Here is a 25,270-nt window from a genome sequence, read left to right on the forward strand (position 1 = left end):
ACTCACAGCGAGACGGACCGGGCTCAGCGAGCCAGGTCCGTCGTCACCGCCTCGAACTCAGGCGTTGAAGTACTTCGCCTCCGGATGCAGCAGCACGAACGCGTCGGTGGACTGTTCGGGATGCAGCTGCAGTTCCTCCGACAGCGTGACCCCGACCCGGCCCGCCTCCAGGAGGTCGACCAGCTTGGCGCGGTCCTCCAGGTCGGGGCAGGCGCCGTAGCCGAAGGAGTAGCGCGCGCCGCGGTAGCCGAGCTTGAAATAGTCCTGGATGTCGGCGGGGTCGTCGTCGGCCACCGAGTGCCCGTCCAGGGTGAGCTCCTCGCGCACCCGGCGGTGCCAGTACTCGGCCAGCGCCTCGGTGAGCTGCACGCCGACACCGTGCACCTCGAGGTAGTCGCGGTAGTTGTCGGCAGCGAACAGGGCGTTGGCGAAGTCGGCGATCGGCTGTCCCATCGTGACCAGCTGGAACGGCAGCACGTCGACCTGCCCGGTCTCGCGCGCCCGCTCGCGGGAGCGGATGAAGTCGGCGATGCACAGGAATCGGTCGCGCTGCTGGCGCGGGAAGGTGAACCGGTACCGTTGCGGCGCATCGGGTTCCGGCTCGGTGAGTACGATCACGTCGTCGCCCTCGGAGACCGCGGGGAAGTATCCGTAGACCACCGCCGCGTGCTGCAGCACCCCCTCGGTGGCCAGCCGGTCCAGCCAGGCCCGCAGCCGCGGACGGCCCTCGGTCTCCACCAGCTCCTCATAGCTCGGCCCGTCGCCACTGCGCTGGCCGCGCAGCCCCCACTGACCGAGGAACAGCGCGCGCTCGTCGAGCAGACCCGCGTACTCCTGCAGCGGCAGGCCCTTGACCACCCTGGTACCCCAGAACGGCGGCGTGGGAACGGGCAGGTCGGCGGCCACATCGGAGCGCTCCGGCACCTCGACCGGGGTCTCGGCGGCCTTGCGCTCGGCGGCGATGCGCTTGGACCGCTCGTGTCTGGCCTTGCGTTCGGCGGCCTTGGCCCTGGCCGCGATCGCCTCCGGACTGTCGGGGTCGAGGCCACCGCCGCGCTTGACGGTCATGATCTCGTCCATCAAGCGCAGGCCCTCGAACGCGTCGCGGGCGTAGTGCACATCGCCGTCGTAGACGGCGGTGAGATCGTTCTCCACGTAGGAGCGGGTGAGCGCGGCACCACCGAGCAGCACCGGGAACTGGTCGGCGACGCCCTTGGCGTTGAGCTCCTCCAGGTTCTCCTTCATCACCACGGTCGACTTCACCAGCAGCCCGGACATGCCGATCACGTCGGCCTTCTTGTCCTTGGCGGCATCGAGGATGGTCGCGATCGGCTGCTTGATCCCGAGGTTGACCACCTCGTAGCCGTTGTTGGACAGGATGATGTCGACCAGGTTCTTACCGATGTCGTGCACATCGCCCTTCACCGTCGCCAACACGATCCGGCCCTTGCCCGCGTCGTCGGTGGCTTCCATATGCGGCTCCAGGTGCGCGACAGCGGACTTCATCACCTCGGCCGACTGCAGCACGAACGGCAGCTGCATCTGGCCGGAGCCGAACAGCTCGCCGACGGTCTTCATGCCCGACAGCAGTGTCTCGTTGATGATCTGCAGCGGCGGCACCGACTGCATCGCCGCGTCCAGATCGTCGGAGAGGCCGTTGCGTTCCCCGTCGACGATGCGCCGCTCCAGCCGCTCGAACAGCGGCAGCGCGGCCAGCTCCTCGGCCCGCGAGGCCTTCGACGACGCGGTGGACACGCCTTCGAACAGGGCCATCAGCTTCTGTAGCGGGTCGTAGTCCTCGCTGCGGCGGTCGTAGACCAAGTCGAGGGCGACCTCGCGCTGCTCGTCGGGGATGCGGCTCATCGGCAGGATCTTCGACGCGTGCACGATCGCCGAATCCAGTCCGGCCTCGACACATTCGTGCATGAACACCGAATTCAGCACCTGCCGCGCGGCCGGGTTGAGGCCGAAAGAGATATTGGACAGACCGAGGGTGGTCTGCACCTGCGGGTGGCGGCGCTTGAGTTCGCGGATGGCCTCGATGGTCTCGATGCCGTCGCGACGCGACTCCTCCTGACCGGTGCCGAGGGTGAAGGTCAGGGTGTCGATGATGATGTCGGATTCCAGCAGGCCCCAGTTGCCGGTGATGTCGGCGATCAGCCGCTCGGCGATCGCCACCTTGGTCTCGGCCGTACGGGCCTGGCCCTCCTCGTCGATGGTCAGCGCGACCACGGCGGCGCCGTGCTCGGACACCAGCCGCATGATCTGCTGGAAGCGCGAATCCGGGCCTGCGCCGTCCTCGTAGTTCACCGAGTTCACCGCGCACCGGCCGCCCAGGTGCTGCAGACCTGCCTCCAGCACCGGCGGTTCGGTGGAGTCGAGCATGATCGGCAGCGTGGAGGAGGTGGCCAGGCGGGAGGCGAGCTCGTTCATGTCGACGGTGCCGTCGCGGCCCACGTAGTCGACGCACAGGTCGAGCATGTGCGCGCCGTCGCGGGTCTGGTCCTTGGCGATCTCGAGGCAGCGCTGCCAGTCCTCGGCGAGCATCGCCTCACGGAATGCCTTGGAGCCGTTGGCGTTCGTGCGCTCGCCGATCATCATGATCGACGCGTCCTGCTCGAACGGGACGGCGGTGTACATGCTGGAGACCGCGGGCTCGTGCACCGGCGTACGGCGCTGCTCGATCGACGGCAGCGCGGTCTCGGTCTCGCGGACCGCCTCGGCGACCTGGCGGATGTGCTCGGGGGTGGTGCCGCAGCAGCCGCCGACCAGCGCGAGCCCGAACTCGGAGACGAACCCGCTCATCGCGACGGCCAGTTCCTCGGGGGTCAGAGGGTACTCCGCGCCGTTGGCACCGAGCACCGGCAGGCCCGCGTTCGGCATCACCGACACCGGGATCTGCGCGTGCCGCGACAGGTGCCGCAGATGCTCGCTCATCTCGTCGGGGCCGGTGGCGCAGTTGAGGCCGATCATGTCGATACCGAGTGGCTCCAGCGCGGTCAGCGCCGCGCCGATCTCGGAGCCGACCAGCATGGTGCCGGTGGTCTCCACGGTGACGTGGGTGATGATCGGGATACGGCGGCCCGCGGCGAGCATCGCCCTCCTGCTCCCGGTGATCGCGGCCTTCACCTGCAGCAGGTCCTGGCAGGTCTCGACGAGGATGGCGTCGGCGCCACCGTCGAGCATGCCGAGCGCGGCCTCGGTGTAGGCGTCGCGCAGCGCCGCGAACGGGGCATGCCCGAGGGTGGGTAGCTTGGTGCCCGGCCCCATCGAGCCCAGCACGTAGCGGGGGGTGCCGTCGGCCGACGGGCCCATCTCGTCGGCCACGTCGCGAGCCAGGCGGGTGCCGCGCTCGGACAGGTCGCGGATACGGTCGGCGATGTCGTAGTCGGCCAGGTTGGGCAGGTTGCAGCCGAAGGTGTTGGTCTCCACCGCGTCGGCCCCGGCCTCGAAGTAGGCGCGGTGGATCGCGCGCAGCACATCGGGGCGGGTGTCGTTGAGGATCTCGTTGCATCCTTCGAGGCCACGGAAGTCGTCGAGGGTGAGATCCGCAGCCTGCAACATGGTGCCCATCGCGCCGTCGCCGATGACGACACGCCGGCGAAGCGTGTCGAGGAGCGTGGTATCGAATCCGGCGGGCGAAGACGCAGACATGGAACAAGACTAATGGGCGGCACCGACACCGCGGACCACTGTGGGTGATCCGAGTGGTCCCGGCCACAACAGCGACGACAATCGCCCGACACCGCCGGTCGCCACAAAACAATTCGCCGCAGACACTAGGCTGACCTGGTGGATGCCAGTGAAACCCCCGAGACGGAACTGCCGACGTTGCGCAATCCCGTGCTGGTCGCGGCCTTCGAGGGCTGGAACGACGCCGGTGACGCGGCCAGTGGCGCGGTCGAGCATCTGGAGTTGATCTGGGATGCCGAGCCGCTCGCCGAGCTCGATTCCGAGGACTATTACGACTATCAGGTGAACCGGCCGACGGTGCGCCAGGTCGACGGGGTGACCAGGGAGATCCAGTGGCCCTCGACCATGCTCTCGGTGTGCTCACCGCCCGGCAGCGACCGCGACGTGGTGCTGCTGCGCGGGATCGAACCGAACATGCGGTGGCGCAGCTTCTGCAACGACCTGCTCGAGTTCATCGAACAGCTCGGCGTCGAGACGGTCGTCATTCTCGGCGCGTTGCTCGCCGACACCCCGCATACCCGGCCGGTGCCGGTGACCGGCTCGGCGTACAGCCCGGAAGCGGCCGAGCGGTTCAACCTGGAGCAGACCAGGTACGAGGGCCCGACGGGGATCACCGGGGTCCTGCAGGATCAGTGCGTCAAGTCCGGTGTGCCCGCAGTGTCGTTCTGGGCGGCGGTACCGCACTACGTCTCGCAGCCGCCGAATCCGAAGGCCACGATCGCGCTGCTGCACCGGGTCGAGGACGTGCTCGACATCGAGGTGCCGCTCGGCGAGCTGCCCAAGCAGGCCGAGGAGTGGGAGGCGGCGGTCAACGAGATGACCGTCGGCGACGAGGAGATCAGCGAGTACGTGCGCTCGCTGGAGGAACGCGGCGACGCGGCGATCGACCTCAACGAGACGATGTCGAAGATCGATGGCGACGCGATCGCCGCGGAGTTCGAAAAGTACCTCCGGCGCCGGGGCCCTGGCGGTTTCGGCCTGTAGCCCCGGCGCTCGGCGGCGGTGGCGACCCCTGCGGCCGCTACCGGGATGGTGGTTCGGATCCGGCGCAGGCCACGGTCAACGCTCCAGGGTGAGCACCTGGGCGGCGGCCTCGCTGGCCAGCTTCGCGATCAGGATGTCTCGTGGGATCGTCTGGCCGGCAAGGTGATCCAGCGACGGCACCACCACGTGGTGCGCGTCGGCGCGCTTCAGCTCCTGGGTGAGTTCGGCGAATGCCGCACCGTCACCCGCGGTCGATTCATGGAAAGTCGCGGCGAAACACATGCCCGCGGTATCAGCGAGGCTGCGTAGCGCATCCTCCAATTGGTCGCCCCGGCCTTCGGCCAGGTCGTCCCGCAAGTATCCATAGATCAACGCTTCCACCCGAACCTCCGTTGGATTGGGATCGCTGTTCTGTTGTCGGATCTGATCCCCCCGCGCCGCGCCGTGCGCCGCGCGGGGGTACTGCGTTGCCCCGCAAGCTCTCCGGCGGGACGGGTGCCCGGTCTGCGGGCCGAGCACCTACTTACAGCATGCGGATTCGCCGCCGTCCGCAGCAGATGTCAAGCCGATGACATCTACATGCCCTATTCGGGACGCCGAACGTTAACTGGTGGGATACTACCGCCGTGACCGCAACTGATGATCGACCCGTCTGGGCTGTCCGGATGCGCTCGGAACGTGACGCGAGGGGGTGGTCGCAAGCCGATGCCGTCCGCGCGATGCGTGCCAAGTCCTCCCACAACCTGCCGACGGACAGTACCCTGCTCCGCAACTGGCGCCGCTGGGAGTCCGGCGAATCGCGCCCCGACGAGTTCTACGCGCCGATCATCGCGGCCGCGTTCGACACCGTCCCCGCCACGTTCTTTCCCAAGGCCAGGCCCAACCGCGATGACGAGCTGTTATCGGCAACCGGGATGGACACCCTGGAGTTCATCGGCAGGCTGCGGATGTCCGATGTCAACAGCGCGACCCTGGACGCGGTGCGGATCACCGCCGAGCGGCTGTGCTGCGAGTACGCCTACGCCGACCCGCACGCGCTGCACGCCGAGGGCACCGCCTGGCTGCGCCGGATCACCTCGCTGCTCGACGGCAGGCTCACCCTGAGCCAGCACCGGGAGATACTCGTGCTGGCGGGGTGGGTCGCGTTGCTGGTCGGTTGCGTCGACTACGACCTCGGGCGGAGAGCGGGCGCCGAGGCCACCAGAAGGGCCGCGGATTCGCTGGGTCAGGAAGCGGGCAACCCCGAGATCCAGGCGTGGGCGGCCGAGATGTCGGCCTGGTTCGCGCTCACCCAGGGCAATTTCCGCGGCGCGATCGACGTGTCGGAGAAGGCCATGCCGGGCACCACGTCGCTGGGTGTCGGTGTGCAGCTGGCAGCCCAGCGCGCCAAGGGCTGGGCCAGGCTCGGTGACCGCAGGGCGGTGCAGAACGCGCTCGACGAGGGCAGGGCGATCCTGGCGCGCACCGGTCATCCGGCCGATCTGGACAACCATTTCGTCGTCGACGCGACGAAGTTCGACTTCTACGCGATGGACTGCTGCCGCGTCGCCGGGCAGGACCGGCTCGCCGAGCGGTACGCCAACCAGGTGATCAGCGATTCGACCAGGCCCGACGGCACGATCCGCAATCCGATGCGGGTATCGGAGGCCCGGCTGACCCTGGCGGTGGTGGCGGTACGCGACCGTGACCTGGAGCGGGCCGTCGACGAGGGCGTCGCCGCGTTCGGCGCGGGCAGGCGTTCGCTGCCCTCGCTGGTCTGGATCGCGGGTGAGGCGGCGCGCGAGATCATCGCGCGCTACCCCGGCGACCCGCGCACCCAGACGTTCCTCGAACAGCTGCGCTCGCTCAACGCGGGGTGAGCGATGCCTACCAGAGGACCCTGGCACGCCGTGGCGGGGCGGGTGGACCGGAACGGTCGGTGGTCACCGCTAACCTCGCAACGGTGACCGACCTCGCCGACGGCCTGCCCAGCGCTGTCCCCGCCCTGTGGGACGAGCGCCTGCGGTTGTTCTCGTTCGCGACCGCCGAGAAGCGCGCCGACTACCTGCGGGTGCTGCGCGCTTTCGACAGCGCCCGCGCCGCGTACGTGGTGTTGCTGCACGCCGACGATGTGGCCGAGTGGATCGCCAGGGTGGAGCAGGGCGCGGCGGGCGGACCCACCGGTGTGCCGCTTTCGGCCGCCGAGATCGGCCCGCTGCTCGAGCAGCTGCACCGCTGGGGTGTGCTGGAACGCAGCTACGACGGCACCCGCGCGGCCACCCTCGCCGAGTACCGCAACCGGCATTACGTCTACCAGTTCGCCCAGGCCGGCTTCCAGGCGTATCTGGCGGTGGCCGGCGTGCTCACCGCCAGAACCGACGACGCGTCGCTGTCGCGGCTGGTACTGCCGGAACTGCTCGCCGACCTGCGCACCCTCGCCGCCGCCAATCGCGACGGCGACGCCGAGCGCGTGTACACCACCCTGCGCAGACTGGACGCGACGCTCACCGACATGGCGGCGCGGGCGGCGCACTTCTATCTGTCGCTCGGTGATCTGGTGCGGACCACCGAGATCACCCCGGAGTCGTTCCTGGTGCACAAGGACGCTCTGCTCGCGCACATGCGCGAGTTCAGCATGGATCTGGCCAGGTTCGCGCCCCGGCTGGCCGCCGCGATCGGCGAGGTCGAGGACACCGGGGTCGACCGGCTGATCGAACGGGCCGCGAGCTGTGACGAGCGGGTACTGCTGAGCTCCGCCGAACGCGCGGCGGACTGGCGCGCGCGCTGGGACGGACTGCGCACTTGGTTCGTCACGGCCGCGGGTGAGCAGACCGACGGATGCGAGGCCGACCGGCTGCGGGAGGCGACGATGAGTGCGATCGCCGCGGTGCTGTCGCTGCTGCGGCGGGTCACCGAGACCCGCCGCGGTGGGGTGAGCCGGGAGTCGGCGCTGCGGCATCTGGCCGCCTGGTTCGTCGGGGCACCGACCACCGACAGCGCGCACGCCCTCTACGACGCAGTGTTCGGGCTCGGCAGGCCACGGCACCTCGCGCTGGAGCATCCCGACGCCGAGGTGGTCCCGGCGAGCCGATCCTGGTGGGACGCACCACCATTGGAGATCTCGCGAACGCTGGCCGAGACCGGTCGCGCGCCGAGCGCGGGCGCACCGGCGCGGATCGCGCGCAACGACGCAGGCATCCGCAGGCTGCGGGAGGCGCAGCTGGCGGCGCAGCGGGAGCGGGCGGCGGCCGCCGCCTCGCTGGCCACCGGGGCGGTGCACGAACGAGAACTCGACGCGCGCGAGACCGAAGTACTGTTGCGGCTGCTCGACGCGGCGTCGACCGCGTGGGTGCCGGTGAGCGGACGGGTCGACGGCACAACGGGTTCCGACAACGGCGTCACGTTGACGGTACGCCCCTGCGACGGGTCGAGTGTGATCCGCACGGCGGCGGGGCTGCTGCACCTGAACAATCGCAGGCTCGAGGTCACCGCGACGACCCGGCGAGGGTCGGTCCGATGAGACAGCAACGCCGCATCGATGCCCTCGCGCTGGACAGCTATCAGCGCGCCGCCCGGGTGATACTCGCCAATCACCTGGTCACCAGGGTGTACCCGGACCGGATCGCGCTACCGCTGATTCGGCGCTGGGCCACCGAGCTGCGTGAGGATCTGGCCGAGCTGTTCGGGTACCGGCTCGAGGTCACCGAGACCACGGCCCGCCTCTACCCGGTGCACGACCGGCTCGACGGCGGGCGTCCCGCCCGCAGTGCCAACGACCGGGTGTTCGACCGGCGCCGCTACGCGTATCTGTCGCTGGCGCTGGCCGCCCTCGGCCGGGCCGGTGATCAGATCACGCTCTCGGAGCTGGCCGAGCACGTCGCCGACTACGCGAGCCGGATCGATGGCCTGGAGTTGGCGACCGAGCGGGCCGCCGACCGGGACGCGTTCGTCGACGCGGTCGGGTGGCTCGGTGCGCGCGGCGCGCTGACCCTGGCCGACGGCGACGCGGGCGGCTGGGCGTCGGACCCCGACGCGGGCGAGGCCCTCTACGACATCGACCGTCCCGTCGTGTTCGCGCTGTTCCGGCCGCCGCGAGCGCTCCAGCATCTGCACAGCGTGCGCGGCCTGCTCGCCGGCGACGCCGAGACCGCTCCCGCCGAACAGGCCCGCCGGGTGCGGCGCGCTCTGGTGGAGCGGCCGGTGGTGTACTACGCCGAGCTGGCCGCCGCCGAGCGCTCGCTGCTCGAACAGGACCGCCTGGTCGGCGAAGTCGAGTACTGCACGGGGTTGCGGGCCGAGCGCAGGGCCGAGGGTGTCGCGCTGATCGATACCTCGGGCCGGTTGTCCGACACCCGATTCCCCGGCACCGGCACGCTGGCCCAGGTGGCGTTGCTGTTGATCGGCGAGATCGCCGACGTGGTGCTCGACATCGACCATCCGGTACCGCACCGGCCCGATCCCGGCGCCGGGGACACGCTCGCCGAGCAGCTCGACGCGGCCATCCCCGAGGCGGGGGTGTTCGCGCCGCTGGCCGAGGATGTCGACGGCGCCGAGGCCGCACCGGAGGCGGCCGCCGGGGTCGCGGACGAGCCGGTCGGCTATCCGTTCCTCACCGACGCCTGGGTGCGCGAGACCGTCACCGCGCTCACCGACCGCTACGGCGCCACCTTCGCCGCGCAGTGGCAGGCCGATGTCGGCGGGCTCACCACCGAGGTGGTGGCGCTGCTGGCCCGGCTGCGGCTGATCCGGCCGGTCGACGACGGGCTGCTGGTGCTGCCCGCGCTGGCCCGATATCGCGGCGCGGTGGTCACCGTGCGCATGCGCAGGGCCGAGGAATTGTTCGTCACCGCCGCCGACACCGGCGGCACGGCACCGGGAGGGAACTGAGAATGTCGCTCATTCACGGCGGAGTGCGGTTCGTCCCGACCAGGGCCGGCATCGTGAACCTGTGGGACTACCGTGATCAGGAGTTCTGCTTCGCCGACGGCAGGCTGGTGCTGCGCGGGCCCAACGGCTCCGGCAAGACCAAGGCGCTCGAGGTGCTGTTCCCGTTCGTGCTCGACGGGCGGATCGAGCCGCGCAGGCTCAATCCGTTCGCGGGTGAGGAACGCACCATGAAGTCGAATCTGCTGTACCGCAAGCAGGAATCGGCGTACTCGTATGTGTGGATGGAGTTCGCGCGCGGCCACTGGGACGATCCCGAGGTCGTCACGGTCGGCATCGGGATGCGTGCCACCCGGTCCTCGGACAAGGTGACGCGCTGGTACTTCGTCGCCGACGGGCGCGCCGGGGTCGACTTCTCGCTGATCGGCCCGGACGACCGGCCGCTGACCCGCAAGCAGCTGGCCGAGCAGATCGGCAGCGACGCCATCGTCGACCGGCCGGTCGAGTACCGCGCCGCGATCGACGCCCGCATGTTCGGGCTCGGCGCGCAGCGCTACGACCAGCTGATCAACCTGATCCTCACGCTGCGAAGGCCGCAGCTGGCCAAGAACCTCGACCCCCGCGGACTCTCGCAGGCGCTCACCGACGGCCTGCGCCCGCTCGACGAGCAACTGATCCTCGACGCGGCCCGCTCGTTCAGTGATATGGAGGAGGTGGGGCGCACCCTGGACGGGCTGGTGCAGGCCGACACCGCCACCCGCCGCTTCGTCGAGGTGTACCGCAAGTACCTCGCGGTGCAGGCGAAGACCGACATCGACCAGGTCCGCACCCGGCTAGACGCGGTATCCAACGCGTCAACGGCCCTGTTCGCGGCCACGGCGTTGCGCACCCGCCGGGAGACCGACCGCACCGCGGCCGAGACCAGAGCCGAGGATGCCGACCGCGCCTACGAACAGGCCATCGCCGATCGCGAGAACCTGCAGCGCTCCAGCGCCTACGAGGGCAAACAGCAGCTCGACGACCTCGCCGACGCGGTCCGCAGGCTGGAGACCTCCGCCGCCGCGCACCGGGACAAGGCCGCCGCGGCCGGGCACACCCTGCAGCGCCGCGCCGAGGAGGCCGAGCGCGCCGCCGAGGCGGTGCGCACCGCGGCCGCCGCCCTCGTCCGCGGCGAGGACGCCCTGCGCGCCGCCGCCGAGGAGGCGGGCATCGAATGGGTGCCGCCGAGCACCGACGGTCGCGGCGACGCGGTCACCGCGGCGGTGCGCGGGCACGCCGAGGAACGCGACGCCGACGTGCGCGCCGTCCGGAAAGCATTGAGCCGCTGGGAATCCCTGTCCGCCGACCGCACCCGCGCGCAGCGCCTCGCCGAGCGCGCGGTGGAACTGCGCGACGCCGCCGCCGCCGAGGTGGCGCACACCGAAGCGGCGGTCGCGCTGGCCCGCACGGAATCTGCTGCTGCCCTGCGAAATTGGTGGAGCACTCATGGCACCGCACTCGCCGATGCCGACCGTGTGCTCGCTGCCGCCACGGCGGGATCGGACCAGCGTCTCGACCTGTTCGCCGCGCTCGAGGCGGCGCTCGGCGGTGCGGGCGCCGAGGACGCGCCCACGGCACCGGAGGTCCTGGCCGAGTACTGCGAACCGGCGCGTGACCGGATCCGCACCCGCCGCGAGGCGGCGCGGGCGCGCGCTGCTTCGGCTACCGCCCGCCGGGAATCCCTTGTCGCCGAACGCACACGGGTCGCGGCCGAGCGCGACGACGCGCCCCCGGCGCATCCCACCGACGCCTCCGACCACGCGGGTCTGCCCGGTGCTCCCCTGTGGCGTCTTGTCCGCTTCGCCGACGCCGTGACGCCGGCGCAGGCTGCGGGCATCGAGGCGGCGCTCCACGCGGCGGGCCTGCTCGACGCCTGGATCTGCGGCCCCGACCTGCCCAGGGAGGTCACCGGCGTCCGCCGCCTGCTCCCGCTACCCACCGCCGAACGGCCCGCCGGTCGCACGCTGGCCGAAGTCCTCGTCGTCGAAGAGGATTCCGCCGACGTGTCCGTCCCCACGGACACCGTCGCCGCCGTCCTCGCCTCGATCGCCCTCGCCGATGATGCCGCTCTACCCGACGATGTCGGTGTCGGCACCCGCTCGCAGCCCGACCTCGCCAGTGCGCACGCCGTCTCGATCGGAGCCACCGGCACGTTCCGGCACGGCTTGCACCTGGGCCACCACACCAAGCCGGAGGCCGAGTTCCTCGGGGCGACGGCGCGGGCGCGGCGCCGGGAAGCACGGCTGGCCGAGCTGGACGCGGCCATCACCGAAGCCACGACCGAGATCGAGGCCGCCGAGGCCGAAGAGTCCACTGCCGCTGCGGAATCGGCGGCGATCTCGGCCGCGGCGAAGGCGCTCCCCCGGCCGTCGGCCATCAACGCGGCCCTGCGCGCGGTCGCCGAGACAGCGGGACTGATGCGGTCCAGGTCGGAGGCGGTGGCGCAGGCCGAGCGCGAACTCGACCAGGCGGTCGCCGAGGCCACCGCGATGGACAAGAAGCTGCGGGCCGCCGCCCAGGCGCACCGCACGCCGAGGGCGGCCCGCGAACTCGACGCGCTCGCCGCCGCCATCCGGCATTTCGAGAACACCGGCACCGGCCTGCTGCGGCTGCGCGCCGAGCACGAGCGCGAACGCGAACGCGAACGCGAGGGCGCCGACCGGCACGACGAGGCGCGCGCGCTGGCCGAGGCCTACGCCGAGGAGGCCGAGGCCGCCCGGCAGGGTTTCGTCGAACAGCAGCGGAAACTGGAAACCCTGCGCGAGGCGCTCGGCGCCGGTGCCGCCGACATCGATCGGGAACTCGAGGCAGCGCGGGCCGCGATCGAGGCGGCCAAGGCCGAACAGCGCGCGGCGCGCAAGGCCGCCAATGCCGCGATCGAGGCCGTCGGCGACGCCGAGGCGGCCTACCGCACCGCCAACGAGGCACTCGCCACGGCGCTCACCGAAGTGCTGGCCGAGGTCCGCTCGCTCGCGCCGTATGCCCGTCCCGACCTGTTGAGCCTGCTCGGCGCGTCCGAGCAGCATCGCTGGCCGAGTTCGGACGCGGCGTGGTCCACCCCCGAGCAATTGCAGTACCGGATCGTCACCGCGGGCCCGGAGGTCGACCCGGTGGTGCTGCCCGACGAAGTGGCGGCCCTGTTCACCGACCTCGACGCGGCCACAGCACAGGTGAGGGCGACCGAGGCCGGGCGCAAGTCCACCCGGTCGGCCGTCACCAGCGCGCTGCAGGAGTTCGACGCCGCGCTCACCGCGTCGGGCCGCGACTACCGGCTGCACTGGGATGCCGCCGACGGGCTCACCGTGGTCGCGGTGCACGACGAGAACGGCCAGGCCGCGCTCGCGGACTTCGCCGCCCGCATCGACGCCGCCCGCCGGGATCAGGAACTGCTGCTCACCGACGCCGAACGCCGCATTCTCGAGGACGCCTTGCTGACCGGGCTGGCCCAGCAGATCCACGAACGCACCACCGACGCCCGCGAACTCATCTCCCGGATGGGCGCGGAGATGAAGCAGCGCCGCATGTCCTCGGGCAATACCATCGGCGTGCACTGGGTCCTGGCCGACGGCCTGTCCGAGGCCGCCCGCGCCATGTGCAAGCTCCTCGATCGCGACACCGCCGCGCTGAGCCCCGAGGATCTGGGTGCGGTCCGCGCGCATTTCGCGGCCGAGATCCGGGCCGCCCGCACCGCCCACCCGGAACGCTCCTACCCCGAGATCCTCGCCGCCACTCTCGATTACCGGTCGTGGCGGGTGTTCTCGTTCACTCTCATCACCGGCGACGGCACCGAGGACAAACTCACCGTGGCCCGGCACAGCGCCCTGTCCGGCGGCGAGCAGTCGGTCTCGCTGCACCTGCCACTGTTCGCCGCCGCCCACGTCATGCTGGACTCGGCCGACCCGCAGGCCCCCCGCCTGCTCGCCCTCGACGAGGCGTTCGCCGGTGTCGACGACAACGGCCGCAGCGAATTGCTCGGCCTGAGCGTGCAATTCGACCTCGACCTGTTCATGACCGGCTACGACCTGTGGATCACCTACGCCCACGTCCCCGGCTGCGCCCACTACGACCTCGCCCACTCCACCGCCGAGAACACCGTGAGCGCCACCCTGCTGGTCTGGGACAGCGGCGAACTCCTCGCCGAACACGACGGCGGCGACCTCACCACCGCCCTCGGCTCCCCCAACCGCCGCCGCATCCCCAACACGATCGAAGGTGGACTCACGTTGGCAGGGATGCCGGGAGAGCCGGTGCAGGTGGGCTGAGCACCGATACCGCGTTGGTCACCGGATGCGACCTGGCACCGCGCGCGGGCACAGCTCACCGGCCACCGGTACACCGGCGCCGTCAGCCCGATGAAATTCTCGGGCTACAGTGTGTCCGAGGGGAGGGGACCGCCATGTCACGAGTCGACGTGGACAGCGCCCGGTTGCGCGCGGAGATCGACGCCTTCTACGCCGGGTTCGGCGCGCCGGGTGCGCTGATGGCCGCGTTCGAGTCGTCGGCGCTGCTGGTGCCGCTGATCGGACCGGAGGATCGGATCTTCACGCTGTCCTCGGGTGGGGTGGCGTGGGTGTGCGCGTTCACCGGGGTCGGTGAGTACGCCCAGTTCATGTCGGCGCGCGGGGTGGACGCTGGCCAGGAGTACCGATTCCATACGTTCCTCGGTCGTCGACTGCGTGCGTTCGCACAGGACCAGCGGGATCCGACCGGCGTCGCGGTCGACATGCTGGGCAGCCACCCGATGGCCTTCCCGCCGGAGGTGCCCGCCGATGTCTGAGGTGAATGTCGATCCCGCCCTGCTGACGCAGGCCGCGAATGGGATCACCTCGATCATCAGCGAGCTTTCGGAGCTGGGTGTCGGCGAGACCGGTGCGGTGGGGCGTGGTTTCGCGCAACTGACCATGTCGGCGATGGAGGCCGGAAAGGCCAACGTGCAGAACAGTTTCGAGACTTTCGCTGAGCGCTGGTCATGGGGTGTGCGGGCGCTGGTGCAGTCGGGCAACGCCATCGCCGAGATTCTGGATCTGTCCGCCGGCCGCTACTACCAGATGGACCAGCAAGCCTCGAACGCGCTCAAACAGATGTTCACCCATCTGGCGGGGAATCCGCATCTGTCGGAAGACGAGATCGAGAAGATGGATTGGGACCAGGTGCTGTCGAACAACACCTGGAATCTGGCCACCCAATACGACTACAGCGCATCGTCGTTCGGTGACGCGTTCTCCCACATGGGTGAGAACGTTTCCACCCTTGGCGATGCGGGCCAGTATCTGCTGGACAATCCGGACAAGGCCTACAGTCCGATCGGTGACACCGGCGTCGCCGAGTATCTGGCCGGGCTGAAGCAGAACGAGCAGCAGCAAGCGGGGGGATAGCGGCCGGTGGGTATCGGAGATTTTCTCAACGGGGTCGGCGATGCGATCGAGGACGGTCTCGAATCCGCGGCGGAGAAGGTCGGCCAGGCCTACAACACGGTCCTCGACGCGGAGTCGAAGGTCGCGAAAGCCGTTGGTGCCGATGGGTTGTCGGAGTGGCTCGACGACCTCGGGGACAAGGTCGTCGACGCCACCGGCGGATCGGTGCCCGAGAAGGAACTCGGCGAGACCGAGGATCCGAAAGAGCTGATCCGCGGCGATGTCGGCAAGATCAACGAGGTCACCGAACACCTGGGCACGATCGGCACCGCGATCGACCAGACCGGTGACGCGCTCCGCAAGATCGATACCGCTGACTGGACCGGTGACGCGGCGACCGCGTTCGACGAAGAGTTCGCCAAGCAGCCGAAACTGTGGTGGGACGGCGCCGATGCCATGGGCAAGGCGAAGGCCGCCCTTGACGCGTGGTCGCATGAGGTGACCGCCGCGCAGACCAAGGCGCAAGAGGCGATCGCGAAGTGGCAGCAAGCCGATCAGGAAGAGCGTGACCGCAAAAACGCATGGAACGCGCTGACCGACGATCAGCGCGAGGGCAAGAACCTCACCGACACCTGGACCGATCTGCGCAATGCCGCCAGGGCGATGCTCTCCGGCGCGCGGACCCAGCGGGACAATGCCGCGAACACGGCGGTGACGGCGATCGATGCCGCGACCGCGCTGGCCCCGACCGAACCACCGTTCCTGTCCCGGTGGGGTTCCAATTTCGAGGACCTCGGCGCGGCGATCGACCACGCGAAACTGAACTTCAGCACCGGGCTGCTCACCTCACTGACCGGGATGGTGCAGTTCGTTCGCGCGATCAACCCCGCCGACCTGTACAACGTGACCCATCCGGCCGAGTACATGTCGAAGATGTCGGATCTGGGTACCGGCATGGTGTTGGCCGCCGCCGATCCGAAAGCGACCGCTTCGGCCATGCTGGCCGGGTTCAAGACCAACCCGTCCGAAGCCCTGGGTGCCCTCACCGGTGACGCCTTGTTGACCGTGGCGACCGGCGGTGCGGGCGGTGCGGCGAAAACGGCTGCCACCGTGGTCGACAAGGCATCCGACGCGTCTCGGGTCACGCGCGTCATCGACGACGCCGCCGGGGCGGGCAGTCGCAACAGTCCTGACGCACCGAGCACTCAGCCCGCGACCACTAGGCCCGACAACCCAGCGGCACCCGAGACCGCTCCGGCAGCCCCAGCGACCAACCCCGCCGCCACCACACCGGACAATCCGGCCGCGACAAATCCTGCCGCCACCACCGACAACGCAGGATCGACAACCCCGGAGACCACGACCCCCGGCACCCACACCGACGACGCCGCTCCCAACGGCGCCACCACACCGAACCAGGACGGAACGAGCCCCAACCCCGCGTCCACCTCACCCGAGGGCCGGTCACCGGACAACGACGCGGGAGCACCGGTCACCCCGGACCGTCACGACGGCGAGAACCCGGTGGCTGCCACCGATCCAGGCAATCCCGCCACCCGCCATGACGAGGACGGCACCACTGCGACCGATCCCGAGGGTGACAGCCCCTCGGCGGCGACAGATCCGGGCAGTCCCGCCGCCAAGCCGGACGACGACGGACCGGCAGGCGGCGACCCGGATGACGGCACACAACCCGGAGGTGTCACCGGCCCCGACGGTTCCCCTGACCAACCGAACACCCCCGAGGGCCGCGCGACGACAGACGCCGGCGGCAACGGCGAGCCGAGTGTCGGGGAGCAAGGGCAGCGGAATCCGCCCGAAACCGACTCCACCCGCGATCAGACGTGCGAGGGCGGCGACCCGGTCAACATCGCCACCGGCGAGTTCCTGCTTCCGCTCACCGATATCGACCTTCCCGGCATCCTGCGCCTCGTTCTCAAACGCGCGCATCACTCGAACTACCGCCATGGCCGTTGGTTCGGCCCCTCATGGTCCGCGACGCTCGACTTGCGCGTGGTTGTCGAAGAAGAGTGTGTAACAGTCGTTTTCGACGACGGGATGCTGCTTCCCTACCCGCATGCCGAGGTCGGTGTCGGAGTCGAGCCGATCGCAGGCGGACAACGCTGGCGGCTGACCCGCACCGAGACCGGCGGCTACCGCCTGTGGGATCCGGACCGGGAACTGGTCTGGCACTTCGCGCCCGAACCTGCCCTCGACGGCCTTGACACCCTGCTGGGCAACTTCGCGATCTCCGCGATCACCGACCGGCACCAGAATCGGATCCGCTTCCACTACAACAGCAATGGCGATCCGATCGAGATCTCCCATTCCGGCGGATACCGGATCGGCGTCGACACCGAGGCGGGCCGGGTCACTGCCCTGTCTGTACTCGGCACCGCCGACGACAGCGAACTCCGCACCACTGTCCGGCGATTCGGCTACGAACACGGCGAGCTGACCACCGAGACCAACGGCATCGGTGGCACCACCCGCTTCGCCTACGACAACGAACACCGGATGCTGTCGTGGACCGACGACAACGGCAGCTGGGTGGCCAATACCTACGACGAAGCCGGTCGCGTCGTCGCTCAGCGCGGCCTCGGCGGGACGATGAACGCCGACTTCGAATACGTCGAATTCGGTAACGGCAGTGGCAAACTCACCCGCCTGACCGACTCCCGCGGCGGCGCCACCGGTTACGGCTTCGACACCGATCTGCGCCTGCGCGATATCGTGGCGCCCGACGGCGGTCGCCGCCACATCGACTACAACCCGCACCGCAAACCGCTCGCGGTCACCGAACCCGACGGCGCGACCACCCGCTACACCTACACCGCCGACGGCGATGTCGCCACGATCACCCGCCCCGACGGCACCGACATCACCATCGACTACACCTACCCGAACCGTCCCGCCACCATCACCAACGCCGACGGCACCACCGTGCACCGCGAATGGGACAAACTGGGGAACCTCGTCGCCGTCACCGACGCGGCAGGCGCGCGCACCCAATTCAGCCACAACGACATCGGCGCGGTCACCGAGGTCCGCGACCCCGACGGCGGCATAACCCGCATCGACGTCGACGCGACCGGACTCCCGATCACGATCACCGACCCCTACGGCGCGACCACCACCATCACCCGCGACCCGTTCGGCCGCCCGAGCAGCGTCACCGACCCGCTCGGACAAACCACCCGCTACGAGTGGACCCCAGCCGGGAAGCCGGCCCGCCGCACCGACCCCGACGGCTACCACGAAACCTGGACCTACGACGGTGAGAACAACCTCCTCACCCACACCGACCGCAACGGCGGCCGCACCCGCTACACCTACGGCGGCTTCGACAAGGTCGCCACCCGCACCGACCCCGACGGCTCGACCACCCGCTACCTCTACAACACCGAACTCCAGCTCACCGCCGTCATCAACCCCCTTGGCCAGCGCTGGACCTACGACTACGACCTCACCCGCCGCCTCATCTCCGAAACCGACTACACCGGCGCCACCACCACCTACACCCACACGGCCACCGGCCGCATCGCCACCGTCACCCCCGCCACCGGCATCACCCGCCACCACCGCTACGACGTTCTCGGCAATCTCACCTCCATCACCGCCGACACCGGCGAATACCTCGCCTACACCCACGACCCCGCAGGCCGCGTCCTCACCGCCGTCAACGGCACCGACGAAACCCGCACCCACACCCTGCGTTTCACCTACACCCCCACCGGCCAGGTCGCCACCCAACAACTCGACGACCAGCCACCCATGGTCAACACCTACGACCACCGCAGCCGCCGCACCCAACGCACCACCCCCACCGGCGCCATCACCACCTGGCACCACAACACCCTCGGCCACGTCACCGCCATGACCGCCGACAACACCGACATCACCTTCACCCACGACCGCGCAGGCCGCCTCACCGGCTGGCGCATCGGCGAAGTCCGCATCGACCGCACCTTCACCCCCACCGGCACCATCGCCTCCCAGGAAGTCACCGGCTTCCCCGCCGAGAAATACACCCTCGACCTCGGCGACTTCGACACCACCGCCAACCGCCCGACCCCCTTCACCATCCGCCGCGACGACTACACCTACCGCCCCGACGGCTACCTCACCCACCACACCACCACCCACCCCGACACCGGCACCACCCACGCCACCTACACCCTCGACCCCATCGGCCGCGTCAACACCATCACCCGCGACAACACCCTCACCGAAGCCTACGAATACGACGCCCTCTCCAACATCACCGCCAGCCTCCCCACCACCCCCGACCCGGCAACCACCCCACCTTCCGTTCCACCCCGAATGGAAGGCCGCGAATACCACAACAACCTCCTCACCCGCGACGGCCGCAACCACTACTACTACGACCCCGCCGGCCGCCTCATCCGCAAAGTCACCACCCGCATCTCCCGCAAACCCGCCGTCTGGCACTACCGCTACAACGCCTTCGACCAGCTGACGGATGTGTACACGCCGGAGAAGGAATGGTGGCAGTATAAATACGATGCCCATGGCCGCCGAACCGAAAAGGCTCAGATACAGCAACAAGCTGCACGAGACACTCTCGCTAGAACGACCTTCTTCTGGGACGGCTACTCGCTAACATCTGAATACGATCATCAGCACTCCTCTACGCTTCAATGGGATTTTCTACCAAGAACATTAACTCCACTGCTTCAGTCATCCATGAACGCTGAAGGAGGTACCACACAGCGCGTACTTCCGAATGGATACACCGGAGCGACATCTGAGCTAGTCGAACCGTACACATGTTCCATCACTTCACGGTCCCATTGCGATCTATGGGGCACGGTTTGCTGGCACGGCGAAGACTCCACGCCCCTCCGAAGCCCAGGCCAATATTACGATCAAGAATCAGGACTGCATTTCAGCCTCTTCAGGATCTACGATCCATCGACTGGCTTGTTCACTACAAGCGATCCACTGGGCCTCATACCTGCTGACAATAACAGGGCCTATCCAAGAAATCCGACAAGATGGTCAGATCCCCTTGGGCTCAGCCCCGATACTGACTGTGGCGGCAATACGAACGGCGGGACCTGGAACCAGAGCGACGCACCGTATCTGTATCGAGGTGTTCCCCATCAGGGCCCCCTCGACCCGGAAGAATTCCAGCGGATGTACCAAAACGCACTGGAAGGCATCGCGGAGCCCCGAGGCGGTTCAGCAAGCGCCGGGCAACATGTGGGCGGAAATACCGAGAGCCCATACACCTCGTGGACCACAGACTATGAAGACGTAGCACTCGATGCAGCTACGGAGCTACCCGGGCCAGGCGTCGTAATGAGAATTCCGAATGCAGACGGCCCTGGATACCATCGCGTCGGTGGCATCGACTATCCGTACGATGAATCCGAGGTAACCATTATGGGGAGGGTCTCCGGCGCAGATGTTAGAGTGGTTGGCGGACCTTGGCGCACCACTGGGCAGAATTGACCATTCGCCCCAAGACGATGCGAGAAGGAGAGCAAGCAAGTGGAACGAGATCGCCTGATGCAAATGGCAACCACTGCCACCTCCCGAGGAATTCTGAACCAGAGAATCCTACACCGGCTCCAAAGCGTAAACTCGATCGACACCCACACCGTCTCGAGGCTGGGTCTACTGCGCATCTACAAGCGGAGACTCAAACATGCGAAGGGAAATCTGAAACTGCTGGAACAAACGAGAAATCTTGTTGAATTCCTCTCCGGGTATCCACGCGACGAACTTACCATGATCACCGCGGCTTGGGGCGCACGCGACTACACTTTGCTACTTGCCGACGAAACCGAGTCACAGATATTACATTGGATGGAAATGTTCGGCGACAAACGTTAGCCGTCGCCGATCGATTTGGATGTAGCGCGGAAGGACCGTCCAGAGTAGCGGTCGACCCACCTCCCATGATTGTCCGAGACTAGCGCAACGGATACCAGTAGATCAACTTGAACGATGCATGCCTCTAAAACAGACCGAAGTTGACCCAGAGCAAGATTGCCAAAGGCTGTATTATGACAACCGATTCGGCAGGACGCATTCCCGATGGGTCCATTGTTGTTGGTACTGTCCAAGCCGTTTCCGATATGCACTTTACTGTCGATCTTGGATCCGGTGCCACTGGCGAAATCGGACCACCATATCTCGACAGCACCAACTACCAGAAGGCGATCGCGTCACCTGCTCCGTAGAAGCGACACCTACCAGGAAACGTTGCACACTCAACCCCATAGACGAGACAAGTGCCGTAGACCGAATTTCCCTGATAGCTAGCCTGCGCCCTGCCGTGAGAGATCTTCTCAACAAGGGCGGAACCATCTCTGACGTTACAGCATTAAGCCCGAAACTTCCATTTGATTTCAATATCCGATATCTCCGAGTGCTACTCACAGATCCCGACCTGCTGGACGGATGGGAAGGCGCGAGACTGACGGTCGGATACGAGAACAGCCAAGCCATCTCTCCTATGGTCGCCTCCGAGCTTGAGCGCAGATGGCCCACCATTCGCAGCACATCTGACTGAATTGGGCTTCCAACGGCCTCGCGCTGCTCGGAGTTTCATGATTAGCCAGGTGCTTTGCGGAACACTGTCGGCGCAACCTGAATCGGTTTACGGCACTATGATTTCGCACCACAACCAACCTATGAACAACCAAAGAACGGCAGCTACCCATCTTCAGAGACGTGCGGATCACCCCTTCATCATTGAAACGATCTGCGCCGAAGACCGCATCGACCTCGGCGCGTTCCGCCGCTGCCTCGATCACACTACCGAACCGGGACAAACACTCTTCTGACCTGACTTGCACAGATAGAACATGATTTCTGGAGTCTTGGACCTATAGCCCGTCCGCAAACTCATGGCACCTCGATAATCGAGCTGTTCGAGTGCCGTTCCCGAAGGGAGCATGGTGATGCTGATAACCCCACTGACCGACATCCCAACCGGAACATCGGGCGTGGTCAGATCACACAGTGGCGACTGGCCCGCAGTATGGTCAGGGAGTAGACCTGGAGTCCAGGGTGTTCAGTATGACGTTGAAGTTGAACCCGGTGATGAACTGTCAGAAATCCGAGTCTATGATTCCAACCCACCTAAAGAAGGAATCTACTTGAACAATGAACAGCTTGTTGTCTGCGGCACGGTAACCACAATCTTTGACGACGGAGTCGTCACACTCGATCTGAAACCCGGGAATCTTTTGCTCGAACCTGCCAACCCCTGCACTCCAATCCGTGTTGGTCAGGTAGCTTGCATCTACCCTAGTAGGCTATACGTATTCCCGACCGATACCTAGTGCGTCGCGCCTGAAATGCGTTGAAGATGTTTGACGAGGGGCGGATTCCGGGGGTCAGTGCGCCACAATGATCCGATTGGCGAAAAGCATCACTACTATTATTCCGCGAGGTAGACATGGCCAGCAGCGAGCTGCAGAAGAAGCTCATCCTTCACCGAGAGAAGGTTCAATTACAGCAACTTGAAAATCAGCTTGTCGGTATCGAAGTCGAGGGCTATCGGCAGCCTGACTCGATATCGCCAGCCGCGCTGGATGCCCTCCGCGAGTTCGGCCACACCTCCACGAAGCCAAACTTAGGCATCGATGACACCGAGCCCGAGGATGCTATTCTGGCCTGGTATCACGAACTTCTCAGAAATGCCAATATCGGAGACCGCTTCTACTGCTATACCGGAATGGAGAACTTCTCGTACCTTGACTGCCGGATCAAGGATGCTCGCTGGCTGAAATCCCTTCGCGACAATCTCGGCGACAGTCTTGATTTCATCGCCGAGGACGAGCGTTCAGTAGCCATGACCCACGATGATGAATACCGCATCCTCGGATTCTATCGCATACTCTGAGAGGTATATGGGCACTTCCTGATCAACGGTGCGTAGACAGGTGTCCAGTGAAAGGTTGGAGACCACAACATGTAGGCAGGTACTGGGGTGTGACGATGAGGGTTCCTACACGCCTTGTCGACCACCCACAGGACCCATGCCTGAGCCCACGTGCCTTGTCGCCGACACCATCTACCGAACCGTTGAACTCGGGGTCACCATCACCGGTGCCGCCATCGCCGAGGACCTCACATGGATCGAGTGCTGGCCCGTCGAGACGGATCCGGCCTGCCCGGCATGCCTGCAGCCCGGACGATTGCGGGACCATGTCGACCGCGTCCTGACCGACCTGCCCGTCGTCGGGCACCCGACCAGACTGCGGGTGCGTCTGCCCCGGGTTCAGATGCACCGACGATGGCTGCGAGATGACGATCTACCGGCAGCGCATAGACAACGTCGCCGCACCGAAAGCCACGACGACCCGCCGGTGCGCTCGAATCCGGCTGGGAATCTCCGACAAGCCTTCGGATTGGAAATTTGTTGCCCTCTTGATATTCGCGGGTTTGACGTACGAGTAGCCACTGCGACAGACAGAACACTGTGGTGATCCTCAGTAACTCACGGAGTAGATGTCGTCGAGCCCAACCAGTCGCACGTCGTCGGCCGTTTCGGCGAGGTCAAGGAGTTCGGGGGTGAATCCGTGCGCGGAGTAGCAGGTGAGCTTGGTTTCGCGGGTGTCGTAGCGGCCACCGCGGCGGATGAGTTCCTTGATGTGGCGCAGGTGCTGCAGGTGGCCGAGGCCCATCGTTTCGTTGGTTTTGCATTCGCCGATCGACAGCGCCGCAGGAGTGCCGCCGTCGGACGGACCGATCACCACGACATCGACTTCGTGGGTGGTCTTGCTCCCCGGGTCGTTCACGACACCGCCACTCACCCGGGCGGGGAGGTCAGCGAATGTGCCAGGCGCTGCGTAGAACATCGCCCACTGGCGGCAGAGGGTCTCAAAACATGGGCCGAGGACATCGCTGACGAACTGTCGCTGCCTGGTCGGCCACACCCGGTCGGCGGAGCCGGGAAGTTCGAGCTGACTCCAGACCGGCCGCATCACGCTGTAGTAGAAGGTGATCAACGGTTCCGCGATGCGGTGGTAGGTGCGGTTGTCGCGGAAGGCATCGGCTTCCCGCGTGAGCAGCCCAGCGTCTTCGAGAACGTCGAGCGGGTGGGCGATATCGGCGTTCTTGCGCCCGATGTAGCCGGCGATGCCGCCGCGGGTCGCGTTTCCGGCGGCGACGGCGGCAAGCACACCGTGGTATAGGCCTGCGTCACGGATCTCCGGTTCGTAGGAGAGTAGGTAGCGGGCTTCACGGAACAACGGACTCTCGGGGCTCAGGACCGCGCGGGTCACCCAGCCGTCGAAATCGGAAAGGTCGGAAGGGGAATCGTCGCGTACGAAACCCCTTCGGTGATGGGACCATACTCCCGATAACTATGGTCCCATCAGCTGGCCTGCCGTCTCGACTCGCCGGCGGCGCACCACGTCCACATCCTGGCGACCACGGCGGGGGTCATCCCGGTCTCGTGTGGTGCCGCCGAGAAGGCGAAGCCGGGCACCGAGGGCATCACCACGTGGAGGCGAGCGCCGGGTCGAGTCCGTGCGCCTGCGGATCGGTGAGCGGGCCGATCGTGCAGGTGATGCGACGGGCGGTTGGCAGCGGGCTACCGCACACCGGGCAGGGCGCCGGTGCCGGTCAGCGCAGGCTCGCGTCCGGCACCCGTGGCGGGCACGGCGCGCCCGGCGCGGTGACCAGCTCGAAGTGCCACCACTCGTTGTCGAAGGTTCGGCACAGCCCCCAGCGATTGCCGTTGGTCTCGAGCCAGGCCGCGCCCTCCCAGGGACCGACATCGACGGCGTGACCAGAGACGTGAGTCGACTCCTCCGGTGGCAGCACCCAGCGACGCGCCTCCCCGGGGCTGCCGTAGGTGGCCAGACCGTCCTGCCACAACGCGTCCTGCTGGGCATGGGTGCGGTGGCCGGAGGTGATCGACAGCGGTATGCCCTCGGTGTGTGCCTGCTGTTCGGCGAGGGTGTAGGCCAGGGCCAGCGGCGGGTCGAGGCCCTCGGTGCCCGCCGCCGACTGGAACTGCGCACGCGGGTCGGCCGGACCGGGGGCGGTTCCACCGACACCGGCACCGATCGCGGTCACCGCGACAGCGGCCGTCGAAGTCACCAGTATCCGGGCGGCCACCCGGCCGAGCGCTGTCGTCATGCCCGGAGTGTATCGACCGGCCGGGTGTACGCGCCCACCGTCCGGCGGACCGGCACCGCCCCGGCGACGACGGCCGCCGCAGCACGGGTCCGGGCGATGCCGACCGGATCACGCACGGCACCGCCCGCACCGAGTCACGCAGTGCGGACCATCCGGGGGCCGGTGCCGACCGGACCATGAACGGCACGGATCGGAACGCTACCCGTGTG

Annotated in this window: 15 protein-coding genes; 11 read left to right on the forward strand and 4 right to left on the reverse strand. The window is 67.5% G+C overall.

The genetic code is table 11. From position 1 onward, the window contains the following. Positions 1-57: 57 nt before the first annotated feature. Positions 58-3,654, reverse strand: coding sequence for a methionine synthase (gene metH, locus ACFOW8_RS27380; protein ID WP_378554430.1), 3,597 nt, complete (start codon positions 3,652-3,654; stop codon positions 58-60). Positions 3,655-3,792: 138 nt separating this feature from the next. On the opposite strand from metH, the gene ACFOW8_RS27385 reads away from it, so the two are divergent. Next, positions 3,793-4,677, forward strand: a complete 885-nt coding sequence (locus ACFOW8_RS27385; RefSeq protein ID WP_378554431.1) for a PAC2 family protein — start codon at positions 3,793-3,795, stop codon at positions 4,675-4,677. Positions 4,678-4,752: 75 nt separating this feature from the next. Here ACFOW8_RS27385 and ACFOW8_RS27390 read toward each other — a convergent pair whose 3' ends face one another. Next, the gene (locus tag ACFOW8_RS27390; protein ID WP_378554432.1) at positions 4,753-5,058 is read right to left on the reverse strand and encodes a hypothetical protein; all 306 of its coding nucleotides are present in this window, start codon (positions 5,056-5,058) and stop codon (positions 4,753-4,755) included. 338 nt (positions 5,059-5,396) lie between these two features. On the opposite strand from ACFOW8_RS27390, the gene ACFOW8_RS27395 reads away from it, so the two are divergent. The 10 genes from ACFOW8_RS27395 to ACFOW8_RS27440 all read left to right on the forward strand — a co-directional run bounded on the left by ACFOW8_RS27395 (position 5,397) and on the right by ACFOW8_RS27440 (position 22,815). Next, on the forward strand, positions 5,397-6,536 hold the full coding sequence (locus ACFOW8_RS27395; protein WP_378554434.1) for an XRE family transcriptional regulator: 1,140 nt from the start codon (positions 5,397-5,399) through the stop codon (positions 6,534-6,536). Positions 6,537-6,619: 83 nt separating this feature from the next. Continuing rightward, positions 6,620-8,176, forward strand: coding sequence for a TIGR02677 family protein (locus ACFOW8_RS27400; protein WP_378554436.1), 1,557 nt, complete (start codon positions 6,620-6,622; stop codon positions 8,174-8,176). Next, positions 8,173-9,543 (forward strand): TIGR02678 family protein, encoded by a 1,371-nt coding sequence (locus ACFOW8_RS27405; RefSeq protein ID WP_378554437.1) that lies wholly within the window; start codon positions 8,173-8,175, stop codon positions 9,541-9,543. Before ACFOW8_RS27400 ends, ACFOW8_RS27405 begins: the two co-directional genes overlap by 4 nt. Positions 9,544-9,545: 2 nt before the next feature. Further along, on the forward strand, positions 9,546-13,841 hold the full coding sequence (locus ACFOW8_RS27410) for a TIGR02680 family protein (protein WP_378554438.1): 4,296 nt from the start codon (positions 9,546-9,548) through the stop codon (positions 13,839-13,841). Between the two features lie 134 nt (positions 13,842-13,975). Next, entirely contained in the window at positions 13,976-14,356 is a 381-nt protein-coding gene (locus tag ACFOW8_RS27415) for a hypothetical protein (RefSeq protein WP_378554439.1), read from the forward strand. Beyond that, positions 14,349-14,954, forward strand: coding sequence for a hypothetical protein (locus ACFOW8_RS27420; RefSeq protein WP_378554441.1), 606 nt, complete (start codon positions 14,349-14,351; stop codon positions 14,952-14,954). Before ACFOW8_RS27415 ends, ACFOW8_RS27420 begins: the two co-directional genes overlap by 8 nt. Before the next feature lie 6 nt (positions 14,955-14,960). Continuing rightward, positions 14,961-20,411, forward strand: a complete 5,451-nt coding sequence (locus ACFOW8_RS27425) for a putative T7SS-secreted protein (RefSeq protein ID WP_378554442.1) — start codon at positions 14,961-14,963, stop codon at positions 20,409-20,411. A gap of 39 nt (positions 20,412-20,450) precedes the next feature. Further along, on the forward strand, positions 20,451-20,795 hold the full coding sequence (locus ACFOW8_RS27430) for a hypothetical protein (protein ID WP_378554443.1): 345 nt from the start codon (positions 20,451-20,453) through the stop codon (positions 20,793-20,795). 719 nt (positions 20,796-21,514) lie between these two features. Beyond that, entirely contained in the window at positions 21,515-21,751 is a 237-nt protein-coding gene (locus ACFOW8_RS27435) for a hypothetical protein (RefSeq protein WP_378554444.1), read from the forward strand. 617 nt (positions 21,752-22,368) lie between these two features. Continuing rightward, positions 22,369-22,815 (forward strand): hypothetical protein, encoded by a 447-nt coding sequence (locus ACFOW8_RS27440; protein ID WP_378554445.1) that lies wholly within the window; start codon positions 22,369-22,371, stop codon positions 22,813-22,815. A 589-nt stretch (positions 22,816-23,404) separates the two neighbouring features. On the opposite strand, the gene ACFOW8_RS27445 is transcribed toward ACFOW8_RS27440, so the two are convergent. Beyond that, positions 23,405-24,199 carry an AAA family ATPase gene (locus tag ACFOW8_RS27445; protein WP_378554446.1) on the reverse strand — a complete coding sequence of 265 codons (795 nt, stop codon included), beginning with the start codon at positions 24,197-24,199 and terminating at the stop codon, positions 23,405-23,407. A gap of 343 nt (positions 24,200-24,542) precedes the next feature. Next, entirely contained in the window at positions 24,543-25,061 is a 519-nt protein-coding gene (locus ACFOW8_RS27450) for a M15 family metallopeptidase (RefSeq protein ID WP_378554447.1), read from the reverse strand. Positions 25,062-25,270 lie beyond the last annotated feature (209 nt).

The sequence above is a fragment of the Nocardia rhizosphaerae genome (assembly GCF_042650365.1).
GTDB lineage: Bacteria > Actinomycetota > Actinomycetes > Mycobacteriales > Mycobacteriaceae > Nocardia > Nocardia rhizosphaerae.

Excerpts from the sequence above, each read along its gene's own strand:
- metH (WP_378554430.1), bottom strand. The coding sequence starts at position 3,654 with ATGTCTGCGTCTTCGCCCGCCGGATTCGATACCACGCTCCTCGACACG.
- ACFOW8_RS27395 (WP_378554434.1), top strand. The coding sequence starts at position 5,397 with ATGCGTGCCAAGTCCTCCCACAACCTGCCGACGGACAGTACCCTGCTC.
- ACFOW8_RS27405 (WP_378554437.1), top strand. The coding sequence starts at position 8,173 with ATGAGACAGCAACGCCGCATCGATGCCCTCGCGCTGGACAGCTATCAG.
- ACFOW8_RS27410 (WP_378554438.1), top strand. The coding sequence starts at position 9,546 with ATGTCGCTCATTCACGGCGGAGTGCGGTTCGTCCCGACCAGGGCCGGC.
- ACFOW8_RS27415 (WP_378554439.1), top strand. The coding sequence starts at position 13,976 with ATGTCACGAGTCGACGTGGACAGCGCCCGGTTGCGCGCGGAGATCGAC.
- ACFOW8_RS27420 (WP_378554441.1), top strand. The coding sequence starts at position 14,349 with ATGTCTGAGGTGAATGTCGATCCCGCCCTGCTGACGCAGGCCGCGAAT.
- ACFOW8_RS27435 (WP_378554444.1), top strand. The coding sequence starts at position 21,515 with ATGATTAGCCAGGTGCTTTGCGGAACACTGTCGGCGCAACCTGAATCG.
- ACFOW8_RS27440 (WP_378554445.1), top strand. The coding sequence starts at position 22,369 with ATGGCCAGCAGCGAGCTGCAGAAGAAGCTCATCCTTCACCGAGAGAAG.
- ACFOW8_RS27450 (WP_378554447.1), bottom strand. The coding sequence starts at position 25,061 with ATGACGACAGCGCTCGGCCGGGTGGCCGCCCGGATACTGGTGACTTCG.